Origin of the sequence: Sphingobium baderi (assembly GCF_001456115.1) — a bacterium.
Lineage (GTDB): Bacteria > Pseudomonadota > Alphaproteobacteria > Sphingomonadales > Sphingomonadaceae > Sphingobium > Sphingobium baderi_A.
Map to the genome: position 1 here is coordinate 270,064 of NZ_CP013264.1, position 17,154 is coordinate 287,217.

Annotated in this window: 26 protein-coding genes and 1 pseudogene; 3 read left to right on the plus strand and 24 right to left on the minus strand. The window is 61.3% G+C overall.

Annotation, left to right across the window (positions count from 1 at the left end; genetic code table 11):
• Position 1 precedes the first annotated feature (1 nt).
• The 21 genes from rplF to rpsL all read right to left on the minus strand — a co-directional run bounded on the left by rplF (position 2) and on the right by rpsL (position 12,823).
• The gene (gene rplF, locus ATN00_RS01420) at positions 2-535 is read right to left on the minus strand and encodes a 50S ribosomal protein L6 (RefSeq protein ID WP_062061158.1); all 534 of its coding nucleotides are present in this window, start codon (positions 533-535) and stop codon (positions 2-4) included.
• A complete protein-coding gene (gene rpsH, locus ATN00_RS01425; protein WP_062061165.1) occupies positions 535-930 on the minus strand; it encodes a 30S ribosomal protein S8 in 396 nt (131 codons plus the stop codon). Before rpsH ends, rplF begins: the two co-directional genes overlap by 1 nt.
• A 12-nt stretch (positions 931-942) precedes the next feature.
• Positions 943-1,248 carry a 30S ribosomal protein S14 gene (rpsN, locus tag ATN00_RS01430; protein ID WP_007686564.1) on the minus strand — a complete coding sequence of 102 codons (306 nt, stop codon included), beginning with the start codon at positions 1,246-1,248 and terminating at the stop codon, positions 943-945.
• 53 nt (positions 1,249-1,301) lie between these two features.
• Positions 1,302-1,877: a 50S ribosomal protein L5 gene (rplE, locus tag ATN00_RS01435; RefSeq protein ID WP_062061168.1), complete on the minus strand. Its 576-nt coding sequence runs from the start codon at positions 1,875-1,877 to the stop codon at positions 1,302-1,304.
• The gene (gene rplX, locus ATN00_RS01440; protein WP_062061171.1) at positions 1,877-2,188 is read right to left on the minus strand and encodes a 50S ribosomal protein L24; all 312 of its coding nucleotides are present in this window, start codon (positions 2,186-2,188) and stop codon (positions 1,877-1,879) included. The genes rplE and rplX overlap by 1 nt, the downstream gene beginning before the upstream one ends.
• A complete protein-coding gene (gene rplN / locus ATN00_RS01445) occupies positions 2,188-2,556 on the minus strand; it encodes a 50S ribosomal protein L14 (RefSeq protein ID WP_021244954.1) in 369 nt (122 codons plus the stop codon). Before rplN ends, rplX begins: the two co-directional genes overlap by 1 nt.
• Positions 2,557-2,741: 185 nt before the next feature.
• The gene (gene rpsQ / locus ATN00_RS01450) at positions 2,742-3,005 is read right to left on the minus strand and encodes a 30S ribosomal protein S17 (RefSeq protein ID WP_062061174.1); all 264 of its coding nucleotides are present in this window, start codon (positions 3,003-3,005) and stop codon (positions 2,742-2,744) included.
• A gap of 14 nt (positions 3,006-3,019) precedes the next feature.
• Positions 3,020-3,223 carry a 50S ribosomal protein L29 gene (gene rpmC, locus ATN00_RS01455; RefSeq protein WP_021244952.1) on the minus strand — a complete coding sequence of 68 codons (204 nt, stop codon included), beginning with the start codon at positions 3,221-3,223 and terminating at the stop codon, positions 3,020-3,022.
• A gap of 3 nt (positions 3,224-3,226) precedes the next feature.
• On the minus strand, positions 3,227-3,658 hold the full coding sequence (gene rplP / locus ATN00_RS01460; RefSeq protein WP_037472393.1) for a 50S ribosomal protein L16: 432 nt from the start codon (positions 3,656-3,658) through the stop codon (positions 3,227-3,229).
• 21 nt (positions 3,659-3,679) lie between these two features.
• Positions 3,680-4,375 (minus strand): 30S ribosomal protein S3, encoded by a 696-nt coding sequence (gene rpsC / locus ATN00_RS01465; RefSeq protein ID WP_062061177.1) that lies wholly within the window; start codon positions 4,373-4,375, stop codon positions 3,680-3,682.
• Between the two features lie 4 nt (positions 4,376-4,379).
• Entirely contained in the window at positions 4,380-4,766 is a 387-nt protein-coding gene (gene rplV / locus ATN00_RS01470; RefSeq protein ID WP_021244949.1) for a 50S ribosomal protein L22, read from the minus strand.
• Positions 4,766-5,041, minus strand: coding sequence for a 30S ribosomal protein S19 (gene rpsS, locus ATN00_RS01475; protein ID WP_021244948.1), 276 nt, complete (start codon positions 5,039-5,041; stop codon positions 4,766-4,768). Before rpsS ends, rplV begins: the two co-directional genes overlap by 1 nt.
• Positions 5,042-5,046: 5 nt before the next feature.
• Positions 5,047-5,883 carry a 50S ribosomal protein L2 gene (rplB, locus tag ATN00_RS01480; protein WP_062061180.1) on the minus strand — a complete coding sequence of 279 codons (837 nt, stop codon included), beginning with the start codon at positions 5,881-5,883 and terminating at the stop codon, positions 5,047-5,049.
• Between the two features lie 10 nt (positions 5,884-5,893).
• The gene (locus ATN00_RS01485) at positions 5,894-6,208 is read right to left on the minus strand and encodes a 50S ribosomal protein L23 (protein WP_021244946.1); all 315 of its coding nucleotides are present in this window, start codon (positions 6,206-6,208) and stop codon (positions 5,894-5,896) included.
• Entirely contained in the window at positions 6,201-6,824 is a 624-nt protein-coding gene (gene rplD / locus ATN00_RS01490; RefSeq protein ID WP_062061183.1) for a 50S ribosomal protein L4, read from the minus strand. The genes ATN00_RS01485 and rplD overlap by 8 nt, the downstream gene beginning before the upstream one ends.
• Positions 6,825-6,827: 3 nt before the next feature.
• Positions 6,828-7,586 (minus strand): 50S ribosomal protein L3, encoded by a 759-nt coding sequence (gene rplC, locus ATN00_RS01495; protein WP_062068266.1) that lies wholly within the window; start codon positions 7,584-7,586, stop codon positions 6,828-6,830.
• A gap of 256 nt (positions 7,587-7,842) precedes the next feature.
• Entirely contained in the window at positions 7,843-8,151 is a 309-nt protein-coding gene (gene rpsJ, locus ATN00_RS01500; protein ID WP_004208724.1) for a 30S ribosomal protein S10, read from the minus strand.
• Between the two features lie 203 nt (positions 8,152-8,354).
• Positions 8,355-9,545 (minus strand): elongation factor Tu, encoded by a 1,191-nt coding sequence (gene tuf, locus ATN00_RS01505; protein ID WP_062061185.1) that lies wholly within the window; start codon positions 9,543-9,545, stop codon positions 8,355-8,357.
• Positions 9,546-9,682: 137 nt separating this feature from the next.
• Positions 9,683-11,755: an elongation factor G gene (gene fusA / locus ATN00_RS01510; RefSeq protein WP_062061188.1), complete on the minus strand. Its 2,073-nt coding sequence runs from the start codon at positions 11,753-11,755 to the stop codon at positions 9,683-9,685.
• Between the two features lie 207 nt (positions 11,756-11,962).
• Positions 11,963-12,433 (minus strand): 30S ribosomal protein S7, encoded by a 471-nt coding sequence (gene rpsG / locus ATN00_RS01515; protein ID WP_062061191.1) that lies wholly within the window; start codon positions 12,431-12,433, stop codon positions 11,963-11,965.
• An 18-nt stretch (positions 12,434-12,451) separates the two neighbouring features.
• Positions 12,452-12,823, minus strand: a complete 372-nt coding sequence (rpsL, locus tag ATN00_RS01520; RefSeq protein ID WP_026002556.1) for a 30S ribosomal protein S12 — start codon at positions 12,821-12,823, stop codon at positions 12,452-12,454.
• Between the two features lie 345 nt (positions 12,824-13,168).
• Here rpsL and ATN00_RS23870 point away from each other — a divergent pair, with 345 nt between their 5' ends.
• From ATN00_RS23870 to ATN00_RS01535, 3 genes are read left to right on the plus strand one after another with little or no spacing between them, the layout of a single operon-like run.
• Positions 13,169-13,915, plus strand: coding sequence for an EAL domain-containing protein (locus tag ATN00_RS23870; protein ID WP_231746356.1), 747 nt, complete (start codon positions 13,169-13,171; stop codon positions 13,913-13,915).
• On the plus strand, positions 13,851-14,888 hold the full coding sequence (locus ATN00_RS01530; RefSeq protein WP_231746357.1) for a M23 family metallopeptidase: 1,038 nt from the start codon (positions 13,851-13,853) through the stop codon (positions 14,886-14,888). Before ATN00_RS23870 ends, ATN00_RS01530 begins: the two co-directional genes overlap by 65 nt.
• A complete protein-coding gene (locus ATN00_RS01535; RefSeq protein ID WP_062061200.1) occupies positions 14,827-15,255 on the plus strand; it encodes a bactofilin family protein in 429 nt (142 codons plus the stop codon). The genes ATN00_RS01530 and ATN00_RS01535 overlap by 62 nt, the downstream gene beginning before the upstream one ends.
• 2 nt (positions 15,256-15,257) lie before the next feature.
• Here the strand turns inward: ATN00_RS01535 and ATN00_RS01540 are convergent.
• The 3 genes and pseudogenes from ATN00_RS01540 to ATN00_RS23565 all read right to left on the minus strand — a co-directional run.
• A pseudogene (locus tag ATN00_RS01540) lies at positions 15,258-16,052 on the minus strand (YifB family Mg chelatase-like AAA ATPase); the annotation flags it as partial.
• Between the two features lie 64 nt (positions 16,053-16,116).
• Entirely contained in the window at positions 16,117-16,923 is an 807-nt protein-coding gene (locus ATN00_RS23285; protein ID WP_156415194.1) for a hypothetical protein, read from the minus strand.
• Positions 16,875-17,102 carry a DUF6471 domain-containing protein gene (locus ATN00_RS23565; protein ID WP_062061206.1) on the minus strand — a complete coding sequence of 76 codons (228 nt, stop codon included), beginning with the start codon at positions 17,100-17,102 and terminating at the stop codon, positions 16,875-16,877. Before ATN00_RS23565 ends, ATN00_RS23285 begins: the two co-directional genes overlap by 49 nt.
• Positions 17,103-17,154 lie beyond the last annotated feature (52 nt).

The following is a 17,154-nucleotide window of genomic DNA, read 5'->3' on the forward strand; positions in this document are numbered from 1 at the left end:
CTTACTTCTTCTTCCCTTCCTTGCGGAAGATGAACTCGCCGTCATATTTGATGCCCTTGCCCTTATAGGGTTCAGGCTTACGCCAGCGACGGATCTCGGCAGCCACCTGGCCGACCTTCTGCTTGTCGATACCGCTGATCTCGACCGTGGTGTTATCCGGGGTCTTGATCTCAATGCCCTCGGGCACCGGGAAATCAACATCATGGCTATAGCCAAGCTGCAGCTTCAGGTTTTTGCCCTGCGCGTTGGCGCGGTAGCCGACACCGGTGATCAGCAGCTTCTTGGAGAAGCCCTCCGTCACGCCGGTGATCAGGTTCTGCACCAGCGTGCGTTGCATGCCCCAGAAGGCCCGCGCTGCTTTGGTCTTGTTCGCAGGCTGCACGGAAATGCCGTCATTTTCGAGCGTGTAGCTGATCTCTTCACGCAGCGGCATGGCGAGGGTGCCCTTCGGACCCTTTACCGAGAGCTGCCCGCCCTCGATGGTCGCAGTCACCCCTGCGGGGATCGCGACCGGCTTTTTACCGATGCGGCTCATCAGAACACCTCCGCCAGCACTTCGCCGCCGACATTCTGCTCACGCGCTTCGGCGTCGGACAGAACGCCACGGGGCGTTGAGACAATGGTGATGCCCAGGCCATTGCGCACGATCGGCAGTTCCTTGGAACCCGAATAGACGCGGCGGCCAGGCTTGGACACGCGGGCGACATGCTTGATCGCCGGCTGGCCCTCGAAATATTTCAGTTCGATCCGCAGGCCGGGGTGCTTGCCGAGAGCTTCTTCGGAATAGCCACGGATATAGCCTTCGCGCTGAAGCACGTCGAGCACGCGGGCACGGAGCTTCGAGGCGGGGGACACAACACTGTCCTTCTTCGCCTGCTGCCCGTTGCGGATGCGGGTGAGCATATCACCCAGGGGATCGGTCAATGCCATCTCAAATGATCCTTACCAGCTCGACTTGGTGACGCCGGGGATCAGGCCCTTGTTGGCCAGATCACGAAGCTGCACGCGGCAGAGACGGAATTTGCGGTAATAAGCCCGGGGACGGCCCGTCAGTTCGCAGCGGTTACGCACGCGGGTCGGATTGCCGTTGCGGGGGATTTCCGCCATCTTCAGACGCGCGATCAGACGATCGCTGTCATCAGCGGTCGTATCATTCGCGATCGCCTTGAGCTTCGCATAGCGGCCGGCATATTTCTTCACCAGCTTCTTGCGGCGCTCGTTCTTGTTGATCGAACTCAGTTTCGCCATGACTTAAGTTCTCTTCCTTAGCTAAAGCGTTGGGAGAGAAGCGGGGCCTGCATTCAGGCCGCCTGCTTCTCTTCTTCCTGCGGGAAGGGGAAGCCGAAGAGACGCAGCAATTCGCGCGCTTCCTCGTCCGTCTTCGCGGTGGTGGTCACGATGATGTCCATGCCGCGCACCTTGTCGATGCGGTCATAGTTGATCTCGGGGAAGATGATCTGCTCCTTGATGCCGAAGGCATAGTTGCCACGGCCGTCGAAGCTCTTCGGATTGAGACCACGAAAGTCGCGCACGCGGGGCAGGGCGATGTTGATCAGGCGATCCAGGAATTCATACATGCGCTCGCGGCGCAGCGTGACCTTGGCGCCGATCGGCATGCCTTCACGCAGCTTGAACTGCGCGATCGACTTCTTCGCCTTGGTGATGACGGGCTTCTGGCCCGCGATCAGTTCCATTTCCTCGGCGGCCGAAGTGACCTTCTTCTTGTCCTGGGTCGCTTCGCCCACGCCCATGTTGAGCGTGATCTTTTCGATCCTGGGCACTTCCATGACGTTCTTGTAACCGAATTTCTCGGTCATCGCCTTGACGATGGATTCGTCATACTGCGCCTTGGAGCGCGGAATGTACTTATCGGCCATTACAGCACCTCACCGGACTTGACGGCGACGCGGACCTTCTTGCCGTCGCGATCCTCGAAGCGGACGCGGGTCGGCTTGCCGTCCTTGTCGGCGACCGCCACGTTCGAAATGTGGAGCGGCGCGGGCTTGCGCTCGATGCCACCCTGCGGGTTCGACTGGTCGGGCTTGCGGTGACGCGCATGCACGTTGATGCCTTCCACCAGGACCTTGTCGTCCTTCGGAAGCACCTGGAGCACAGCGCCACTGCGGCCCTTGTCCTTGCCAGCCAGGACGACGACCTTATCGCCCTTCTTGATCTTGGCAGCGCTCATTACAGCACCTCGGGAGCAAGCGAAATGATCTTCATGTGCTTCTTGGCGCGCAGTTCGCGAACGACCGGGCCAAAGATACGGGTGCCGATCGGCTCCTCGTTCTTGTTGATAAGCACAGCGGCATTGCCGTCGAAGCGAATCACGCTGCCGTCAGCGCGACGCACGTCCTTGGCGGTGCGAACGATGACGGCGCGGTGCACGTCCCCCTTCTTCACCTTGCCGCGCGGCTGGGCTTCCTTGACGGAGACGACGATGATGTCGCCCACGCTGGCGAAGCGCCGCTTCGACCCGCCCAGCACCTTGATGCACTGGACGCGCTTGGCGCCGCTGTTGTCCGCGACGTCAAGATTGGATTGCATCTGGATCATGGATCCGGTTCCTTCTCATTTGGCCTACCGGGAAAGCCCAGAACGATTCTGGCCCGGCGGTTCCGAATTTTTTCTGCCTCGACCCGGAAGATTCGAAAGCACGAAGCGCGGGCCTGTAGCCTCTTCTCAGGGAAAAGGCCAGCCCCGCGTTGCGCCTGCGACCTCAATAGGTCAGTGACTAAGCCTCACGCCGCCTGTTCAGGCGACTTGTGCGTGTCCACCCGCTCGATGACCTTCCAGGTCTTGAGCTTGGAAATCGGGGCGGTCTCCTCGATGCGGACCGTCTCGCCTTCCTTGTAGGCGTTGCCTTCGTCATGGGCATGATATTTTTTCGAACGGCGAATGATCTTACCGTAGAGCGCATGTTTCACCTTGCGCTCTACGCGAACCACCACCGTCTTGTCGGTCTTGTCGGAAACCACCGTTCCCGTCAGCACGCGCTTGGGCATCGTGTGTTTCCTTCTTACTTCGCGGCCGAGCGCGAACGCTCGGTCTGCAGCGTCTTGATCTGCGCGATCGACCGGCGGACTTCCTTTACCCGGCTGGGCTTTTCCAGCTGGTTGGTGGCCGCCTGGAAGCGCAGGTTGAACTGCTCACGCTTCAGGTTGTTCAGTTCGGTCGACAGTTCGTCGTCCGTCTTGGTCTTGAGGTCGGCAACGTTCGCCACGGCTTAACCCTCCAGGTGCGAGGTGTCGCCGAGGCGGGCAACAACCTTGGTCTTGATGGGCAGCTTCATCGCGGCGCGCGAGAATGCCTCTGCTGCGAGCGGGCCGGGCACACCGTCCAGTTCGAACAGGATGCGGCCGGGCTTCACGCGAGCAGCCCAATATTCGACCGAACCCTTGCCCTTGCCCTGACGGACTTCGGCCGGCTTCTTCGACACCGGAACGTCGGGGAACACGCGGATCCACAGACGGCCCTGACGGCGGATGTGGCGGGTGATCGCGCGGCGAGCCGCTTCGATCTGACGCGCGGTGATCCGCTCAGGCTCCATGGCCTTGAGACCATAGGAGCCGAAGTTCAGAGCCGAACCGCCCTTGGCGTCGCCCTTGATCCGACCCTTGAAGGTCTTGCGGAACTTCATTTTCTTCGGTTGCAGCATGACGCTATACCTACCTTATTCTCAGCGCGCCGGGCGCACGCCGGAGGTCTGAGCCTCCAGCATCAGCCGGTCGGTGGCCATCGGATCGTGGCCCAGGATCTCACCCTTGAAGATCCAGACCTTGATGCCGCAGACGCCATAAGCGGTGTGGGCTTCGGCTTCGGCATAATCGACGTTCGCACGCAGCGTGTGCAGCGGAACGCGGCCTTCGCGATACCATTCGACGCGCGCGATCTCCGCGCCGCCCAGACGGCCGCCGCAGGTGATCTTGATGCCTTCAGCGCCCAGACGCAGGGCCGACTGCACCGCCCGCTTCATCGCCCGGCGGAACGCCACGCGGCGTTCGAGCTGATCGGCGATGCCCTGTGCGACGAGCTTGCTATCGATTTCCGGCTTGCGGATCTCGACGATGTTCAGCGACACGTCCGACGACGTGAGCGCGCTCAGCTTCTTACGCAGCTTCTCGATGTCCGCGCCCTTCTTGCCGATGATGACACCGGGACGGGCAGCGTAGATCGATACGCGGCACAGCTTGGCGGGACGTTCGATCACCACCTTGGAGATCGCAGCCTGCGGCAGCGACTTCATGATGAACTTGCGGATCTTGAGATCTTCCAGCAGCAGACGGCCATAGTCGGCGCCTTCGGCGAACCAGCGGCTGTCCCAGGTGCGGTTGATCTGAAGACGCAGACCGATCGGATTGCTCTTGTGACCCATGTGCTTACGCCTCCGCTTCTTCGCCAGCTTCACGCACGACAATGCGTACGCGGCTGAAGGGCTTGAGGATCCGGGTCGATTTGCCGCGGCCGCGAGCGTGGAAGCGCTTCAGGGTGAAGCTCTTGCCCACCGATGCTTCCGCGACGACCAGCGCGTCGACGTCCAGATTGTGGTTGTTTTCCGCATTGGCGATGGCCGAGGCCAGCACCTTGCGCACGTCGACGGCCATCGCCTTCTTCGAGAAGGTGAGCACATTGAGCGCGTCCTCGACCTTCCGGCCACGGATCAGCGCGGCGACCAGGTTCAGCTTCTGGGCCGAACCGCGAATCTGCGTGCCAACGGCCAGCGCCTCATTGTCGGCGACGCGACGGGGAGCTTTTTCCTTGCTCATTAGCGCTTGCCCTTCTTGTCGGCGGCGTGGCCGGGGAAGTAGCGGGTCGGAGCGAATTCGCCCAGCTTGTGACCCACCATATCCTCGTTGACGGACACCGGAACATGCTTGCGGCCGTTATAGACGTTGAACGTCAGGCCGACGAACTGCGGCAGGATGGTGGAGCGGCGCGACCAGGTCTTGATCGGCGCACGGCCACCGGCGTCCTGCGCGGCTTCCGCCTTCTTCAGAAGGCTGAGGTCCACGAACGGACCTTTCCAGACGGAACGAGCCATCTCGCTTACCTCTTCTTCTTGGCGTGGCGGCTACGGATGATGAACTTGTCCGTCGCCTTGTTGTGGCGGGTGCGCGCACCCTTGGTCGGCTTGCCCCAGGGCGTGACCGGATGACGGCCGCCCGAGGTGCGGCCTTCACCACCACCATGCGGGTGATCGACCGGGTTCTTCGCCACGCCGCGCGTCAGCGGACGGCGGCCGAGCCAGCGACTGCGGCCCGCCTTGGCGAGATTGGTGTTCGCGTTGTCGGGGTTCGACACGGCGCCAACGGTGCCCATGCAATCCGAGCGGATGTAGCGCTGTTCGCCCGAAGACAGGCGAACCATCACCATGCCACGATCGCGACCGACCAGCTGGGCGTAAGTGCCCGCCGAACGGCAGAGCTGACCGCCCTTGCCGGGCTTCATCTCGATATTGTGGATGATGGTACCGACCGGCATCTGACCCAGTTCCATCGCGTTGCCCGGCTTCACGTCGGTCTTCTTGCCTGCGATGACCTTGTCACCGGGAGCAAGACGCTGCGGCGCCAGGATATACGCCTGGGTGCCGTCGGGATAATTGACCAGCGCGATGAAGGCGGTGCGGTTGGGGTCATATTCCAGACGCTCGACCGTGCCTTCCACGTCCCACAGCCGACGCTTGAAGTCGATGATGCGGTAACGCTGCTTGTGACCGCCCGCGATACCGCGCGAGGTCACATGGCCCTTGTTGTTACGGCCACCGGTCTTGCGCTTGCCTTCGGTCAGCGCCTTGACGGGCTTGCCCTTATGCAGGCTGGATTTGTCGACGAGGATCAGGCCGCGCTGGGCCGGGCTCGTCGGATTATAGTGCTTGAGTGCCATCTATCCTGCCTCAAATACCGGTGGTGACGTCGATGGACTGGCCTTCGGCCAGCGTGACGATCGCCTTCTTGACGTCCGAACGCTTGTAGGGCTTGCCCTTCCAGCGCTTCGTCTTGCCCTTCTGCACCAGCGTGTTGACCGCCTTCACGGTCACGCCGAACAGCGCTTCCACAGCTGCCTTGATTTCCGGCTTGGACGCATCGCCCGCCACCTTGAAAACCACGGCGTTGTTCTCGCTGAGAAGGGTCGACTTCTCGGTGATGTGCGGGGCGACCACGACGTCATAATGACGGTTGTCAACCGTTGCGGCTTGCTTCTTAGCCATTGAAACGGGCCTCCAGCTTTTCGACCGCGGCGCGGGTGAGCACCAGCGAGTCGGCCTTCAGGATGTCGTAAACATTGGCGCCCACGGCGGGCAACAGGTTTACGCCGACGATGTTGGCCGAGGCCTTGGCAAAGCTGATGTTGACCGCGTCGCCGTCGATGAACAGCGCCTTGGAGAGGTTCAGCTTGGCGAGGCTGGCGACCAGTTCCCGGGTCTTGCCGTCCTTGACGTCGAGAGTGTCGATGATGGTGAGCGAACCGCTCTTGACCTTCGACGACAGCGCCATCTTCAGGCCCAGCGCGCGAACCTTCTTGTTCAGCGAGGGGTTGAAGTCGCGGACGCGGGCGCCATGAGCCTTACCACCACCGATGAACACCGGAGCGCGGCGATCACCGTGACGAGCGGTGCCGCCACCCTTCTGGCGGCCGAACTTCTTGCCGGTGCGGGCGACGTCGCTACGCTCGCGGGTGCCACGGGCGGTGCCGCGACGCTTTTCGAGCTGCCAGGTGACGACGCGATGCAGGATGTCGGCGCGGGGCTCGAGGCCGAACACGGCATCGTTGAGCTCCAGGTCGCCGGCGGCCTGCGCGTCGAGGGTCTGTACCTTGACCTTCATGGTTTAGCCCTCCTGGCCTTCGGTGGCTTCCACTGCCACGACTTCTTCAGCCGGGGTATCAGCAGGAGCGCTGTCGTTGCTGTTGTCAGCCTTCTTCAGGCTGGCGGGATAAGGCGCATCCGCCGGACGGGCGACCTTAACGGCGTCGCTGACAGTCAGCCAGGTGCCCTTGGCGCCCGGAACGCTGCCCTTCACGAACAGCAGGCCGCGCTCGACGTCCGTGCGGACGATTTCGAGGTTCTGCTGGGTCCGCTCACGATCACCCATGTGGCCGGCCATCTTCTTGTTCTTGAAGACGCGGCCCGGATCCTGCCGGTTACCCGTCGAACCATGAGCACGGTGGCTGATCGACACGCCGTGGGTGGCGCGCATGCCGCCGAAGCCCCAGCGCTTCATAGCGCCGGCAAAGCCCTTGCCCTGGGTGTGACCGGCAACATCGACCAGCTGACCGGTGATGAAATGATCGGCCGCGATCTCGGCACCGACATCGAGGAGCGCATCCTCGGCGACGCGGAATTCGACCAGACGCGCCTTCGGCTCCACTTCCGCCTTGGCGAAGTGGCCGCGCTGCGGCTTGGCGACATTCTTGACCTTCGCGACGCCCGCGCCGAGCTGGACCGCGACATAACCGTCACGATCGACTTCCTTGCGGGCCACGACCTGATTGCCCTCAAGGGCAAGAACCGTAACCGGAACATGACGTCCGTCCTCTTGGAACAGACGGGTCATCCCGACTTTCTTAGCGATAACGCCAGTGCGCATCACCATTACTCCCATAGAGGCCCGCCTTAGCAGCGGGCGTATCCAACGAAAAAACCGCTCCGGATTCCTCCTTCGCGGCCAACCCAATGTGTAGATCACCCCGTCCGGGTTGGATGCCACCCCCTACTCGGGAACAGCGACGGGGGACCAGGACCGCGACATGAGTCGCGCGGTATCCCTTGTGTCGTTTGAGCCTCGGGATACCCCGAAACGCCCGATACCCTGCCCTCCTTTCGGAAAGCAGGGACTTGTCGGCTCAGGCCAACTTGATCTCTACGTTCACGCCGGCAGCCAGATCCAGCTTCATCAGCGCGTCGACCGTCTGCGGCGTCGGCTGCACAATGTCAAGCATACGCTTGTAGGTGCGGACCTCGAACTGCTCGCGCGACTTCTTGTCGATATGCGGGCCACGGTTGACCGTGAACTTCTCGATGCGCGTCGGCAAAGGAATCGGACCGCGAATGAGGGCGCCCGTGCGACGGGCGGTTTCGGCGATGTCGCCGGTCGCCTGATCGAGCACGCGATGATCGAACGCCTTAAGGCGAATGCGGATGTTGCTGTCCATATCCCTAACCGATGCGAAAGAGCCAAAAACCAGAGCATTTTCCAGTCAGCTGGAACAGCTGACGATTCAGAAAATGCGCCAAACCAAAAATATACCGCCTCAACATTGCCCTTCTAGCTCCTGCGAGCCGGAGAAAGGCGATCCGAGGCGGCGAAAATTCCAAGCGGCGCGAATCAGGCGATTCGCGCCGCTTGGTGCCTATATTACTTCGAGATCGTGCCGACAACCCCTGCGCCAACCGTGCGGCCACCTTCGCGGATCGCGAAGCGCAGACCGGAGTCCATGGCGATGGGAGCAATCAGCTTCACGCCGAGCTTCACATTGTCGCCGGGCATGACCATCTCGGTGCCCTCGGGCAGGACAACCTCACCAGTGACGTCCGTGGTGCGGAAGTAGAACTGCGGACGATAGTTGGCGAAGAACGGCGTGTGACGGCCACCTTCTTCCTTCGACAACACATAGACTTCCGCATCGAACTCGGTGTGCGGCGTAACCGAACCGGGCTTAGCCAGAACCTGGCCACGCTCGACATCTTCACGACCCACGCCACGAACCAGCGCGCCGATATTGTCGCCCGCGCGGCCCTCGTCGAGCAGCTTGCGGAACATTTCGACGCCGGTGACGGTGGTCTTGCGGGTATCCTTGATACCGACGATCTCGACTTCCTCGCCAACCTTGACGATGCCGGTCTCGACGCGGCCGGTGACGACGGTGCCGCGACCCGAGATCGAGAACACGTCTTCGATCGGCATCAGGAAAGGCTTGTCAACCGGACGCTCCGGCTGCGGGATCCAGCTGTCGACGGCAGCCATCAGCTTCAGAACGGCTTCACGACCGATTTCGTCGTTGGAACCGTCCAGAGCCTTCACGGCCGAACCGGCGATGATCGGAATATTGTCGCCGTCGAAGTCGTAGGACGACAGCAGCTCGCGGATTTCCAGCTCAACAAGCTCGAGGATTTCCGCGTCGTCGACGAGGTCGACCTTGTTCATGAACACGACCAGCTGGGGAACGCCGACCTGCTTGGCGAGCAGGATGTGCTCACGGGTCTGCGGCATCGGGCCGTCAGTGGCCGACACGACCAGAATCGCGCCATCCATCTGGGCGGCACCGGTGATCATGTTCTTCACATAGTCAGCGTGACCCGGGCAGTCGACGTGCGCGTAGTGACGCGCTTCGGTTTCATATTCGACGTGCGCGGTCGAAATGGTGATGCCGCGCTCGCGCTCTTCAGGCGCCTTGTCGATATTGGCATAGTCGACAAAGGTCGCGCCGCCGGTTTCGGCGAGAACCTTGGTGATTGCCGCGGTCAGCGAGGTCTTGCCATGGTCGACGTGACCGATGGTGCCGATATTGCAGTGCGGCTTCGTCCGCTCAAACTTAGCTTTCGCCATTTTTTCCTACCTTCTAATCAAATCCGCTGTGTGGTTTGACCGCTCGGCCGCGCCTTGCGAAGGCGCGTCCATAGCAGCAAATTTCTAGATTACCAGCCCCAAACCGACCCGCTCGCGCAGGCCGGTCGGGAAAATCGTCAGGCCATCTTCGCCTTGACTTCGTCCGCGACATTTTGCGGCACTTCATCATAGTGCGAAAACTGCATGCTGTACTGCGCGCGTCCCTGCGTGAAGGAGCGCAGCTGGTTGACATAACCGAACATGTTGGCCAGCGGCACCAGTGCATCGACAGTCTGAGCGTTGCCGCGGCTGTCCGTGCCCTGGATCTGTCCGCGACGGCTGTTCATGTCGCCGATGACGTCGCCCAGATATTCTTCCGGGGTCACGACTTCGACCTTCATGATCGGTTCGAGCAGCTTGATCCCGGACTTCTGCGCCGCCTCGCGCATCGCGCCGCGGGCACAGATTTCAAAGGCCAGCGCCGACGAATCGACGTCGTGGTACGCGCCGTCCGTCAGGTGAACTTCGAAGTCGATGATCGGGAAACCGATGAGCTGACCGGTCAGAGCCGTTTCGCGGAAACCCTTTTCCACCGACGGGATATATTCGCGCGGAATGTTGCCGCCCTTGATCTCGTCGAAGAACTGGAAGCCCGAACCGCGCTCGCCGGGGACCACGGTCACCTTGACGCGGCCAAACTGGCCCGAGCCGCCCGACTGCTTCTTGTGGGTATAGTCGATGTCGACCTTTTTCGCGAGATATTCGCGATAGGCCACCTGCGGCGCGCCGACATTCGCCTCGACCTTGAACTCGCGCTTCATGCGGTCGACGAGGATTTCGAGGTGAAGCTCGCCCATGCCCTTGATGATCGTCTGGCCCGATTCGTGATCGGTCGAGACGCGGAAGGATGGATCCTCGGCAGCCAGGCGGTTGAGGGCGATGCCCATCTTTTCCTGGTCGGCCTTGGTCTTGGGTTCGACCGACAGTTCAATCACCGGCTCGGGAAATTCCATCCGTTCCAGAATGATCGGCTGCTTTTCCGAACACAGCGTGTCGCCGGTAGTCGTTTCCTTCATCCCGGCCAGCGCGACGATGTCGCCGGCATAGGCCGTATCGACGTCTTCACGGCTGTTCGCATGCATGAGGAGCATACGGCCGATCTTTTCCTTCTTGTCCTTGACCGAGTTCAGATAGGTGCCCTTGGTCAGGGTGCCCGAATAAACGCGCAGGAAGGTCAGCGAGCCGACGAAGGGATCGTTCATGATCTTGAACGCAAGGCCAGCGAACGGCGCATCGTCGCTCGTCGGGCGACTGTCGGGGGTTTCGCCGTCCATCTTGACGCCCTGCACGTCTTCAATGTCGAGCGGACTGGGCAGGTAGTCGACAACGGCGTCGAGCAGCGGCTGCACGCCCTTGTTCTTGAACGAGGAGCCGCACAGCACCGGTACGAATGCCTGCCCGAGCGTACCCTTGCGGATCAGCTTCTTGAGCGTATCGACATCAGGCAGATTGCCTTCCAGATAGGCTTCCATCGCCTCATCGTCCTGCTCGACGGCAAGTTCGATCAGCCTTTCGCGATATTCGGCGGCCTTGTCGGCCAGATCGGCCGGAATTTCCTTATATTCGAACTCGGCGCCCAGGCTTTCATCCTTCCAGATGATCGCGCGGTCATGCACGAGATCGACCAGGCCGACAAAGTCCGACTCCGCGCCAATGGGGAGATAGAGGACGGCCGGGATAGCGCCCAGGCGATCAATGATCGTCTGCACGCAATAGTAGAAATTCGCGCCGGTGCGGTCGAGCTTGTTGATGTAGCACATCCGCGGCACTTTGTACTTGTCCGCCTGGCGCCACACGGTTTCCGACTGCGGCTCAACGCCCGCCACGCCATCAAACGCGGCGACCGCGCCGTCCAGCACGCGCAGCGAACGCTCGACTTCGATGGTGAAGTCGACGTGGCCGGGCGTATCGATGATGTTCAGGCGGTGGTCGTTCCAGAAGCAAGTGGTGGCCGCGGACGTGATGGTGATGCCACGCTCCTGCTCCTGCTCCATCCAGTCCATGGTGGCGGCGCCGTCATGGACTTCGCCGATCTTGTAGGACTTGCCGGTATAATAAAGGATACGCTCGGTCGTGGTGGTCTTACCGGCGTCAATATGCGCCATGATACCGAAATTGCGATAGCGTTCGAGCGGATGGCTGCGGGCCATGATCGTTACTCCGTTGCCGCGATGCGGCGGTCAAACCTTGAGACTTGGGACTGAAACTTCAATCCGTTCGGCCCTTCGACTGCACTCAGGAGAGCTTGTCGAAGCCCTGTTTCCTTCCCGGGAAGGCGTGCAGCCCTTTGACAAGCTCCGGGCGAACGGGAACCAGGGAAGCGGGAACCGCATGGCCCCCGCTTCCCAATATAGTGCTTACCAGCGATAGTGCGAGAAGGCGCGGTTCGCTTCCGCCATGCGATGTGTGTCTTCGCGCTTCTTGACCGCATTGCCGCGGTTGTTGGCAGCGTCCAGAAGCTCGCCCGACAGGCGGGCGGCCATGGTAGTTTCGCTGCGGTTGCGCGACGCGGTGATAAGCCAGCGGATGGCCAGCGCCTGGGCGCGCTCGGGGCGCACTTCGACGGGCACCTGATAGGTCGCACCGCCAACGCGGCGGCTGCGGACCTCGATGCCGGGCTTCACATTGTTCAGCGCGTCATGGAACATCTGGATCGGATCCTTCTTGGCCTTAGCCTCGACGGTATCCAGCGCACCATAGACGATCGATTCGGCAACGGCTTTCTTGCCGTCCTGCATGATGCTGTTCATGAACTTGGAAAGAACGATATCGCCGAACTTGGGATCGGGCAGGATAACGCGCTTTTCGGGGCGACGACGACGTGACATATTATTGGCCTCCCCTTCTTACTTAGGACGCTTCGCGCCGTATTTGGAACGGCTCTGCTTACGGTCCTTGACGCCCTGGGTATCCAGAACGCCGCGCAGCACATGGTAGCGCACACCGGGAAGGTCGCGTACGCGACCGCCACGGATCAGCACAACGCTATGCTCCTGAAGGTTATGACCTTCACCCGGAATGTAGGTGATGACTTCGCGCTGGTTGACCAGACGCACCTTCGCCACCTTACGGAGAGCCGAGTTCGGCTTCTTCGGGGTCGTCGTGTAGACGCGGGTGCAAACACCGCGCTTCTGCGGGTTCGCATCCATTGCAGGGACCTTCGACTTGGCCTTCTGCGGTTCGCGGCCCTTCCGGACCAGCTGGTTGATTGTTGGCATGAAGCCCTTCACCTTTTTTCAGTTACTTTACCGCGCGCACTCCCGCGTTCCTGGCCGAAAGAAGAGATAATCTCCAAACAGCAAAGGCCCCCGGCGGGCAAACGCCCCCTGGAGCCGCAAGAGCACCCGGCAATGTTCAGCTCTGTGTTCGCCCGGCGAATGTGGAAAAAAGACGAGTCCTTCCGCCGCAGGTCGCTGGGCTGGCGCGCCTATAGCGAAGCGGGCTTTTATGGTCAAGCACGGGCCGGATGCGCTCCACCCCATTAACAAGGAGGCGTGGTCAACGTGCCGCTCTGGCAAATAATGGCGCAACGCTGAAACGCATATTCATGACCGTGCCAAGTCGTGGAATATAATCTGCAACGATTGAGCGCCGCCGGCATTTCCATCGCGCTGGACGATTTCGGCACCGGCTATGCTTCGTTCTCCCACCTCACGCAATTTCCGATCGACATCATCAAGATCGACCGCTGCTTCCTCCGGGATCTTAAAACCAATCCCGACGACGCCGCCATCGTCCGCATCGTGCTGAACCTGGCATATAGTTTGGGCATCCGCACCGTGGCCGAGGGTGTGGAAAATGAAAATCAGCTCGCTTATCTGCGCGCCGGCGGATGTCATTATGGACAGGGCTTCCTGTTCGGCGCGGCGGTCCCGCGTCCCGGATTTCTGAACTTCAGCGAATCGACCGCCGCCTGTTCGCTGGCTGATGACAAATTTTTCTCGCCAACAGAGGAACCAAAACGCCTTTTCCTCGTTTTGCCGCGCCCAGCGCTCGACTCGTCACGAGTCCGTAATGATGGATTCGCGCCAACCGGATTCTTTTTGCTAGCCGCCCGCTACTCACATCAAGAGTCGGACGGGGTCGCAATTGCCGCAACGAAGCAAGAAGGGGAGGATTTCCTTCAGGGAAAGGCTTGCAGCCTTTTGCCCGGAAAGAGAGATTTTCCTACGCTCCGGCGGCCAGGTGAAATTCATCCGGATTTCCCGGCGTTTACAGCTGTGTGCCGCGGGGGCATTGTCCATCGTGCTGATTGGATGGGCCGCGCTCACCATAGCCATGGTGGCGGGCAGCGCCGCCGTCGCACATGACCGTGCCGTGCTGGCGCAACAAGGCAAAACCGTCGCCAGCAAGGCCAGCAAGGTCGAACATTACCGGAAATCCGTCGAAGAACTGACGCAGGATCTGGAAGAGCGTCAGGATTTCATGGACGATCTCTACCGGACGCATTTCGGTGCCGAAGGCGGCGCCCTATCGGCGCGGGTAATCGGCTCTCCTGACGCGGAAACGAAGAAGGACGCGGAGCAGGGCGGCCCGGCCACAAAGACAAGCATGGCGCCCGAAGCGGCTCCCCTCATGAAGATCGATGCGCGGCAACGGCATTTTGCGCTGTTGCTCGCCACCGCAGTCGAGCGGCGCGCGGACAAAGCCGCTGCCGCCATCCGCAGCTTCGGCCTTAATCCCGAATCCCTGAGCCGCAATGCCGCGCGGGCGCAGGGCGGGCCCTTCGTGCCATGGCCTGGCGAGCGGGAGGACATGCCCAGGGAACTCGCCCGGCTCGCCAGCGCACTGTCCCGCCTGGAATTTCTTGAAAGCGGCCTGATCGCCATCCCTTCGGGCAAGCCGACAACGGCGCCGATGGAAACAAGTTCATACGGCTATCGCCGCGACCCGTTCAACGGTCATGCCGCTTTCCATGCAGGCATGGATTTCCCCGGCCGCCATGGCCAGCCCATATTGGCCGCAGCCAAGGGCAAGGTGGTCTATGTCGGACAGCGTCAGGGCTATGGCAATGTGGTGGAGGTCGAACATGGCAATGGTCTGATGACCCGCTATGCTCATCTATCCGGTTTTTCGAGCCGCGTGGGCCAGACCGTCGCGCGCGGCGACGCCATCGGACGCATGGGATCGACGGGCCGTTCGACCGGCACGCATCTGCATTTCGAAGTGCGTATCGACGGCCAACCCATCAACCCCCGCCGTTTCCTGGAGGCCCGGCAAGATGTTCTCCAAATCCAGCAAATCGCAAAGGCCCGTTTCGCCGGCATCGGCAACCGGGGCTAAGAAAACGCCCTTTTCGCTGATCGGCGGCGATGTCAGCATCACCGGCGATCTGAGCGCCTCGGTTGACCTCCATATCGATGGCAGGATCGAAGGCGACATCACCTGCGCCGCGCTGGTGCAGGGCCCCGACAGTCACATCATGGGCCATGTGATAGCCAGCAGCGCCCGGCTCGCCGGACTGGTCGACGGATCGATCACGGCAGAGGAACTGACGGTGGAGAGCAGCGCACGGATCACCGGCGATGTAACCTACAGGCGGATTTCCATCGAACCAGGCAGCCGGATCGACGGAAGGCTGACGCACCGGGACGGTGAAGAAACCCCAGCCGCCGAACTGAAGCTGATTACCAGCGACGGCGCGGCCTGAATTCAGTTCACCGGCGGGCGGCGACGATAGCTGAGCGCTTCGGCCACATGCACGCGGCCCACACGGTCGGCTCCGGCAAGGTCGGCGATGGTCCGGGCGACGCGCAGAACGCGGGTGTAGCCGCGCGCGGACAGCTTCATGGCGGCGGCAGCCTGCGCCAACAACTCCCGTCCCGCCTCGTCCGGACCCGCCACATCTTCCAGCCTTTCGCCATCCACCTCCGCATTGGTCCGGGTGCGCGTTCCGGCATAGCGTTCGGTCTGGATCGTCCGCGCGGCCGCAACGCGGGCGGCGACTTCGGCAGACCCCTCGCTGGGCGGGGGCAGGACCAGATCGGCGCCTGTCACCGCCTGCACTTCCACATGCAGGTCGATGCGATCCAGAAGCGGTCCCGATACCTTCGCCTGATAGTCCGACGCACAACGCGGCGCGCGTGAGCAGGCGAGGGCCGGATCGCCTAGATGCCCGCAGCGACAGGGATTCATCGCCGCGATAAGCTGAACCCGTGCCGGGAAAGTGACATGGGCATTGGCGCGCGCGACCGTCACTTCGCCGGTTTCGAGCGGTTGGCGGAGGGAATCGAGCACGGCCCGCTGGAATTCGGGAAGTTCGTCGAGGAATAATATGCCCAGATGCGCCATGCTGACCTCACCGGGCCGGGCACGCAGTCCGCCCCCCACCAGCGCGGCCATGGAAGCGCTGTGGTGGGGCGCACGGAAGGGACGCGCACGGCTGATCCTCCCCCCCTGCAATGTGCCCGCGACGCTTGCGACCATGGAGGTTTCCAGCGCTTCCGGCATTATGTAGCAAACGCACCAAGGGAGGGCGCGCCTGCGCTAAGGGTGCGTGATTAGCGCGACTCTATTCCTCGCGCTCAGTCTCTTTGGCGGTGTCGGGGTAGACATGCAGTTCCCACGGCATTTTTTTGAAAAGCCAGTCAGCGAGATAAAACGTGGCCTCCCGGTTCCATTTTCCGCCCATCTGATCGTCGTACGAAATCGCGATCTTAATATGCAGCTTGCAAGGTTTTGTAGGGAGCGTTGGACCATAGGTTCCGGCACGGATAACGCCAGTCACGCAATGATCTGGATCGACCATGCCAAAAGGATGATTCACAGGAAACCATTCTCCGTTTTCATCAATCATGTGCCGCGTGATCATCTTGACGTTGACAGCGGGAGTCTGGCCAAAATTCCGGACGCGAAGTTTGATGACGGACCGCGATTCCACAATAACGGATTCAATTCCGAGATAAGCGCGAAGCTGACGGATTGCGGAGTTTTTTGCGATGCTGTTGGCTTCCCTGGCTTGGGCAAGGGACTTCTCAGTCTGCCTAAGCGCCATGACAACCAGCACCACGCTGACAAAGGAGAGAACACCTCCAAATCCGCCGATCAGGTTCCCCCACCAGCCACTTTCCGCAGCTTTTTCCGCCGCGACGGCGGCGCGCCACTGGGCGCAAAGATCGGCGGTGTCGTGGTCTTTGGCTTGGTAACAGCTATCGGCATATTTATCGGGATAAGCCGCGTAGTTGCCAGTAGGCGCGGTGGCGCTCTTTTCCTGCTGCTCGGTTTTGGCGCTTGGGCTTTCTTTATGTGGTGGAGCAGCCCCTAGTAAAACTATCCATCCGACAGCCGCAAGGATGACGCCCCTATCGCCTCTAAACATTGTATGAGAAACACCGCTGTGAATTTGCCCCGGCTCAGCTTGTTCCTGATATTCGGCTCAGAGTCCACCACGCCGACAGCGGCGAGCTTCTCAACTAGCTGAGCATAAGAGACATTTCGGCGCTTCAATTCCGCCTTCAGCAACCCCTTAACCTTCGCTTCCCATTCCGTATCGGCCACGTTTGCACTCCATTCGTCGCAAACGCCATCATACACGATACATTTGCCCTTG

Bases quoted from the DNA above. Each gene is read 5' to 3' on its own strand.
- ATN00_RS01485 (WP_021244946.1), bottom strand. From the start codon at position 6,208: ATGGCTAAGAAGCAAGCCGCAACGGTTGACAACCGTCATTATGACGTC.
- rpsC (WP_062061177.1), bottom strand. From the start codon at position 4,375: ATGGGTCACAAGAGCAATCCGATCGGTCTGCGTCTTCAGATCAACCGC.
- rpsH (WP_062061165.1), bottom strand. From the start codon at position 930: ATGGCATTGACCGATCCCCTGGGTGATATGCTCACCCGCATCCGCAAC.
- rplF (WP_062061158.1), bottom strand. From the start codon at position 535: ATGAGCCGCATCGGTAAAAAGCCGGTCGCGATCCCCGCAGGGGTGACT.
- rplD (WP_062061183.1), bottom strand. From the start codon at position 6,824: ATGAAGGTCAAGGTACAGACCCTCGACGCGCAGGCCGCCGGCGACCTG.
- rpsS (WP_021244948.1), bottom strand. From the start codon at position 5,041: ATGGCTCGTTCCGTCTGGAAAGGTCCGTTCGTGGACCTCAGCCTTCTG.
- rpsN (WP_007686564.1), bottom strand. From the start codon at position 1,248: ATGGCGAAACTGAGTTCGATCAACAAGAACGAGCGCCGCAAGAAGCTG.
- rpsL (WP_026002556.1), bottom strand. From the start codon at position 12,823: ATGCCAACAATCAACCAGCTGGTCCGGAAGGGCCGCGAACCGCAGAAG.
- rplP (WP_037472393.1), bottom strand. From the start codon at position 3,658: ATGCTGCAACCGAAGAAAATGAAGTTCCGCAAGACCTTCAAGGGTCGG.
- rplE (WP_062061168.1), bottom strand. From the start codon at position 1,877: ATGGCCGATAAGTACATTCCGCGCTCCAAGGCGCAGTATGACGAATCC.
- rpsQ (WP_062061174.1), bottom strand. From the start codon at position 3,005: ATGCCCAAGCGCGTGCTGACGGGAACGGTGGTTTCCGACAAGACCGAC.
- rpsJ (WP_004208724.1), bottom strand. From the start codon at position 8,151: ATGGACAGCAACATCCGCATTCGCCTTAAGGCGTTCGATCATCGCGTG.
- ATN00_RS01535 (WP_062061200.1), top strand. From the start codon at position 14,827: ATGTTCTCCAAATCCAGCAAATCGCAAAGGCCCGTTTCGCCGGCATCG.
- rplV (WP_021244949.1), bottom strand. From the start codon at position 4,766: ATGAGCAAGGAAAAAGCTCCCCGTCGCGTCGCCGACAATGAGGCGCTG.
- rpsG (WP_062061191.1), bottom strand. From the start codon at position 12,433: ATGTCACGTCGTCGTCGCCCCGAAAAGCGCGTTATCCTGCCCGATCCC.
- tuf (WP_062061185.1), bottom strand. From the start codon at position 9,545: ATGGCGAAAGCTAAGTTTGAGCGGACGAAGCCGCACTGCAATATCGGC.
- ATN00_RS23285 (WP_156415194.1), bottom strand. From the start codon at position 16,923: ATGTTTAGAGGCGATAGGGGCGTCATCCTTGCGGCTGTCGGATGGATA.
- fusA (WP_062061188.1), bottom strand. From the start codon at position 11,755: ATGGCCCGCAGCCATCCGCTCGAACGCTATCGCAATTTCGGTATCATG.
- rplC (WP_062068266.1), bottom strand. From the start codon at position 7,586: ATGCGCACTGGCGTTATCGCTAAGAAAGTCGGGATGACCCGTCTGTTC.
- rplX (WP_062061171.1), bottom strand. From the start codon at position 2,188: ATGAGCGCTGCCAAGATCAAGAAGGGCGATAAGGTCGTCGTCCTGGCT.
- rplB (WP_062061180.1), bottom strand. From the start codon at position 5,883: ATGGCACTCAAGCACTATAATCCGACGAGCCCGGCCCAGCGCGGCCTG.
- rplN (WP_021244954.1), bottom strand. From the start codon at position 2,556: ATGATCCAGATGCAATCCAATCTTGACGTCGCGGACAACAGCGGCGCC.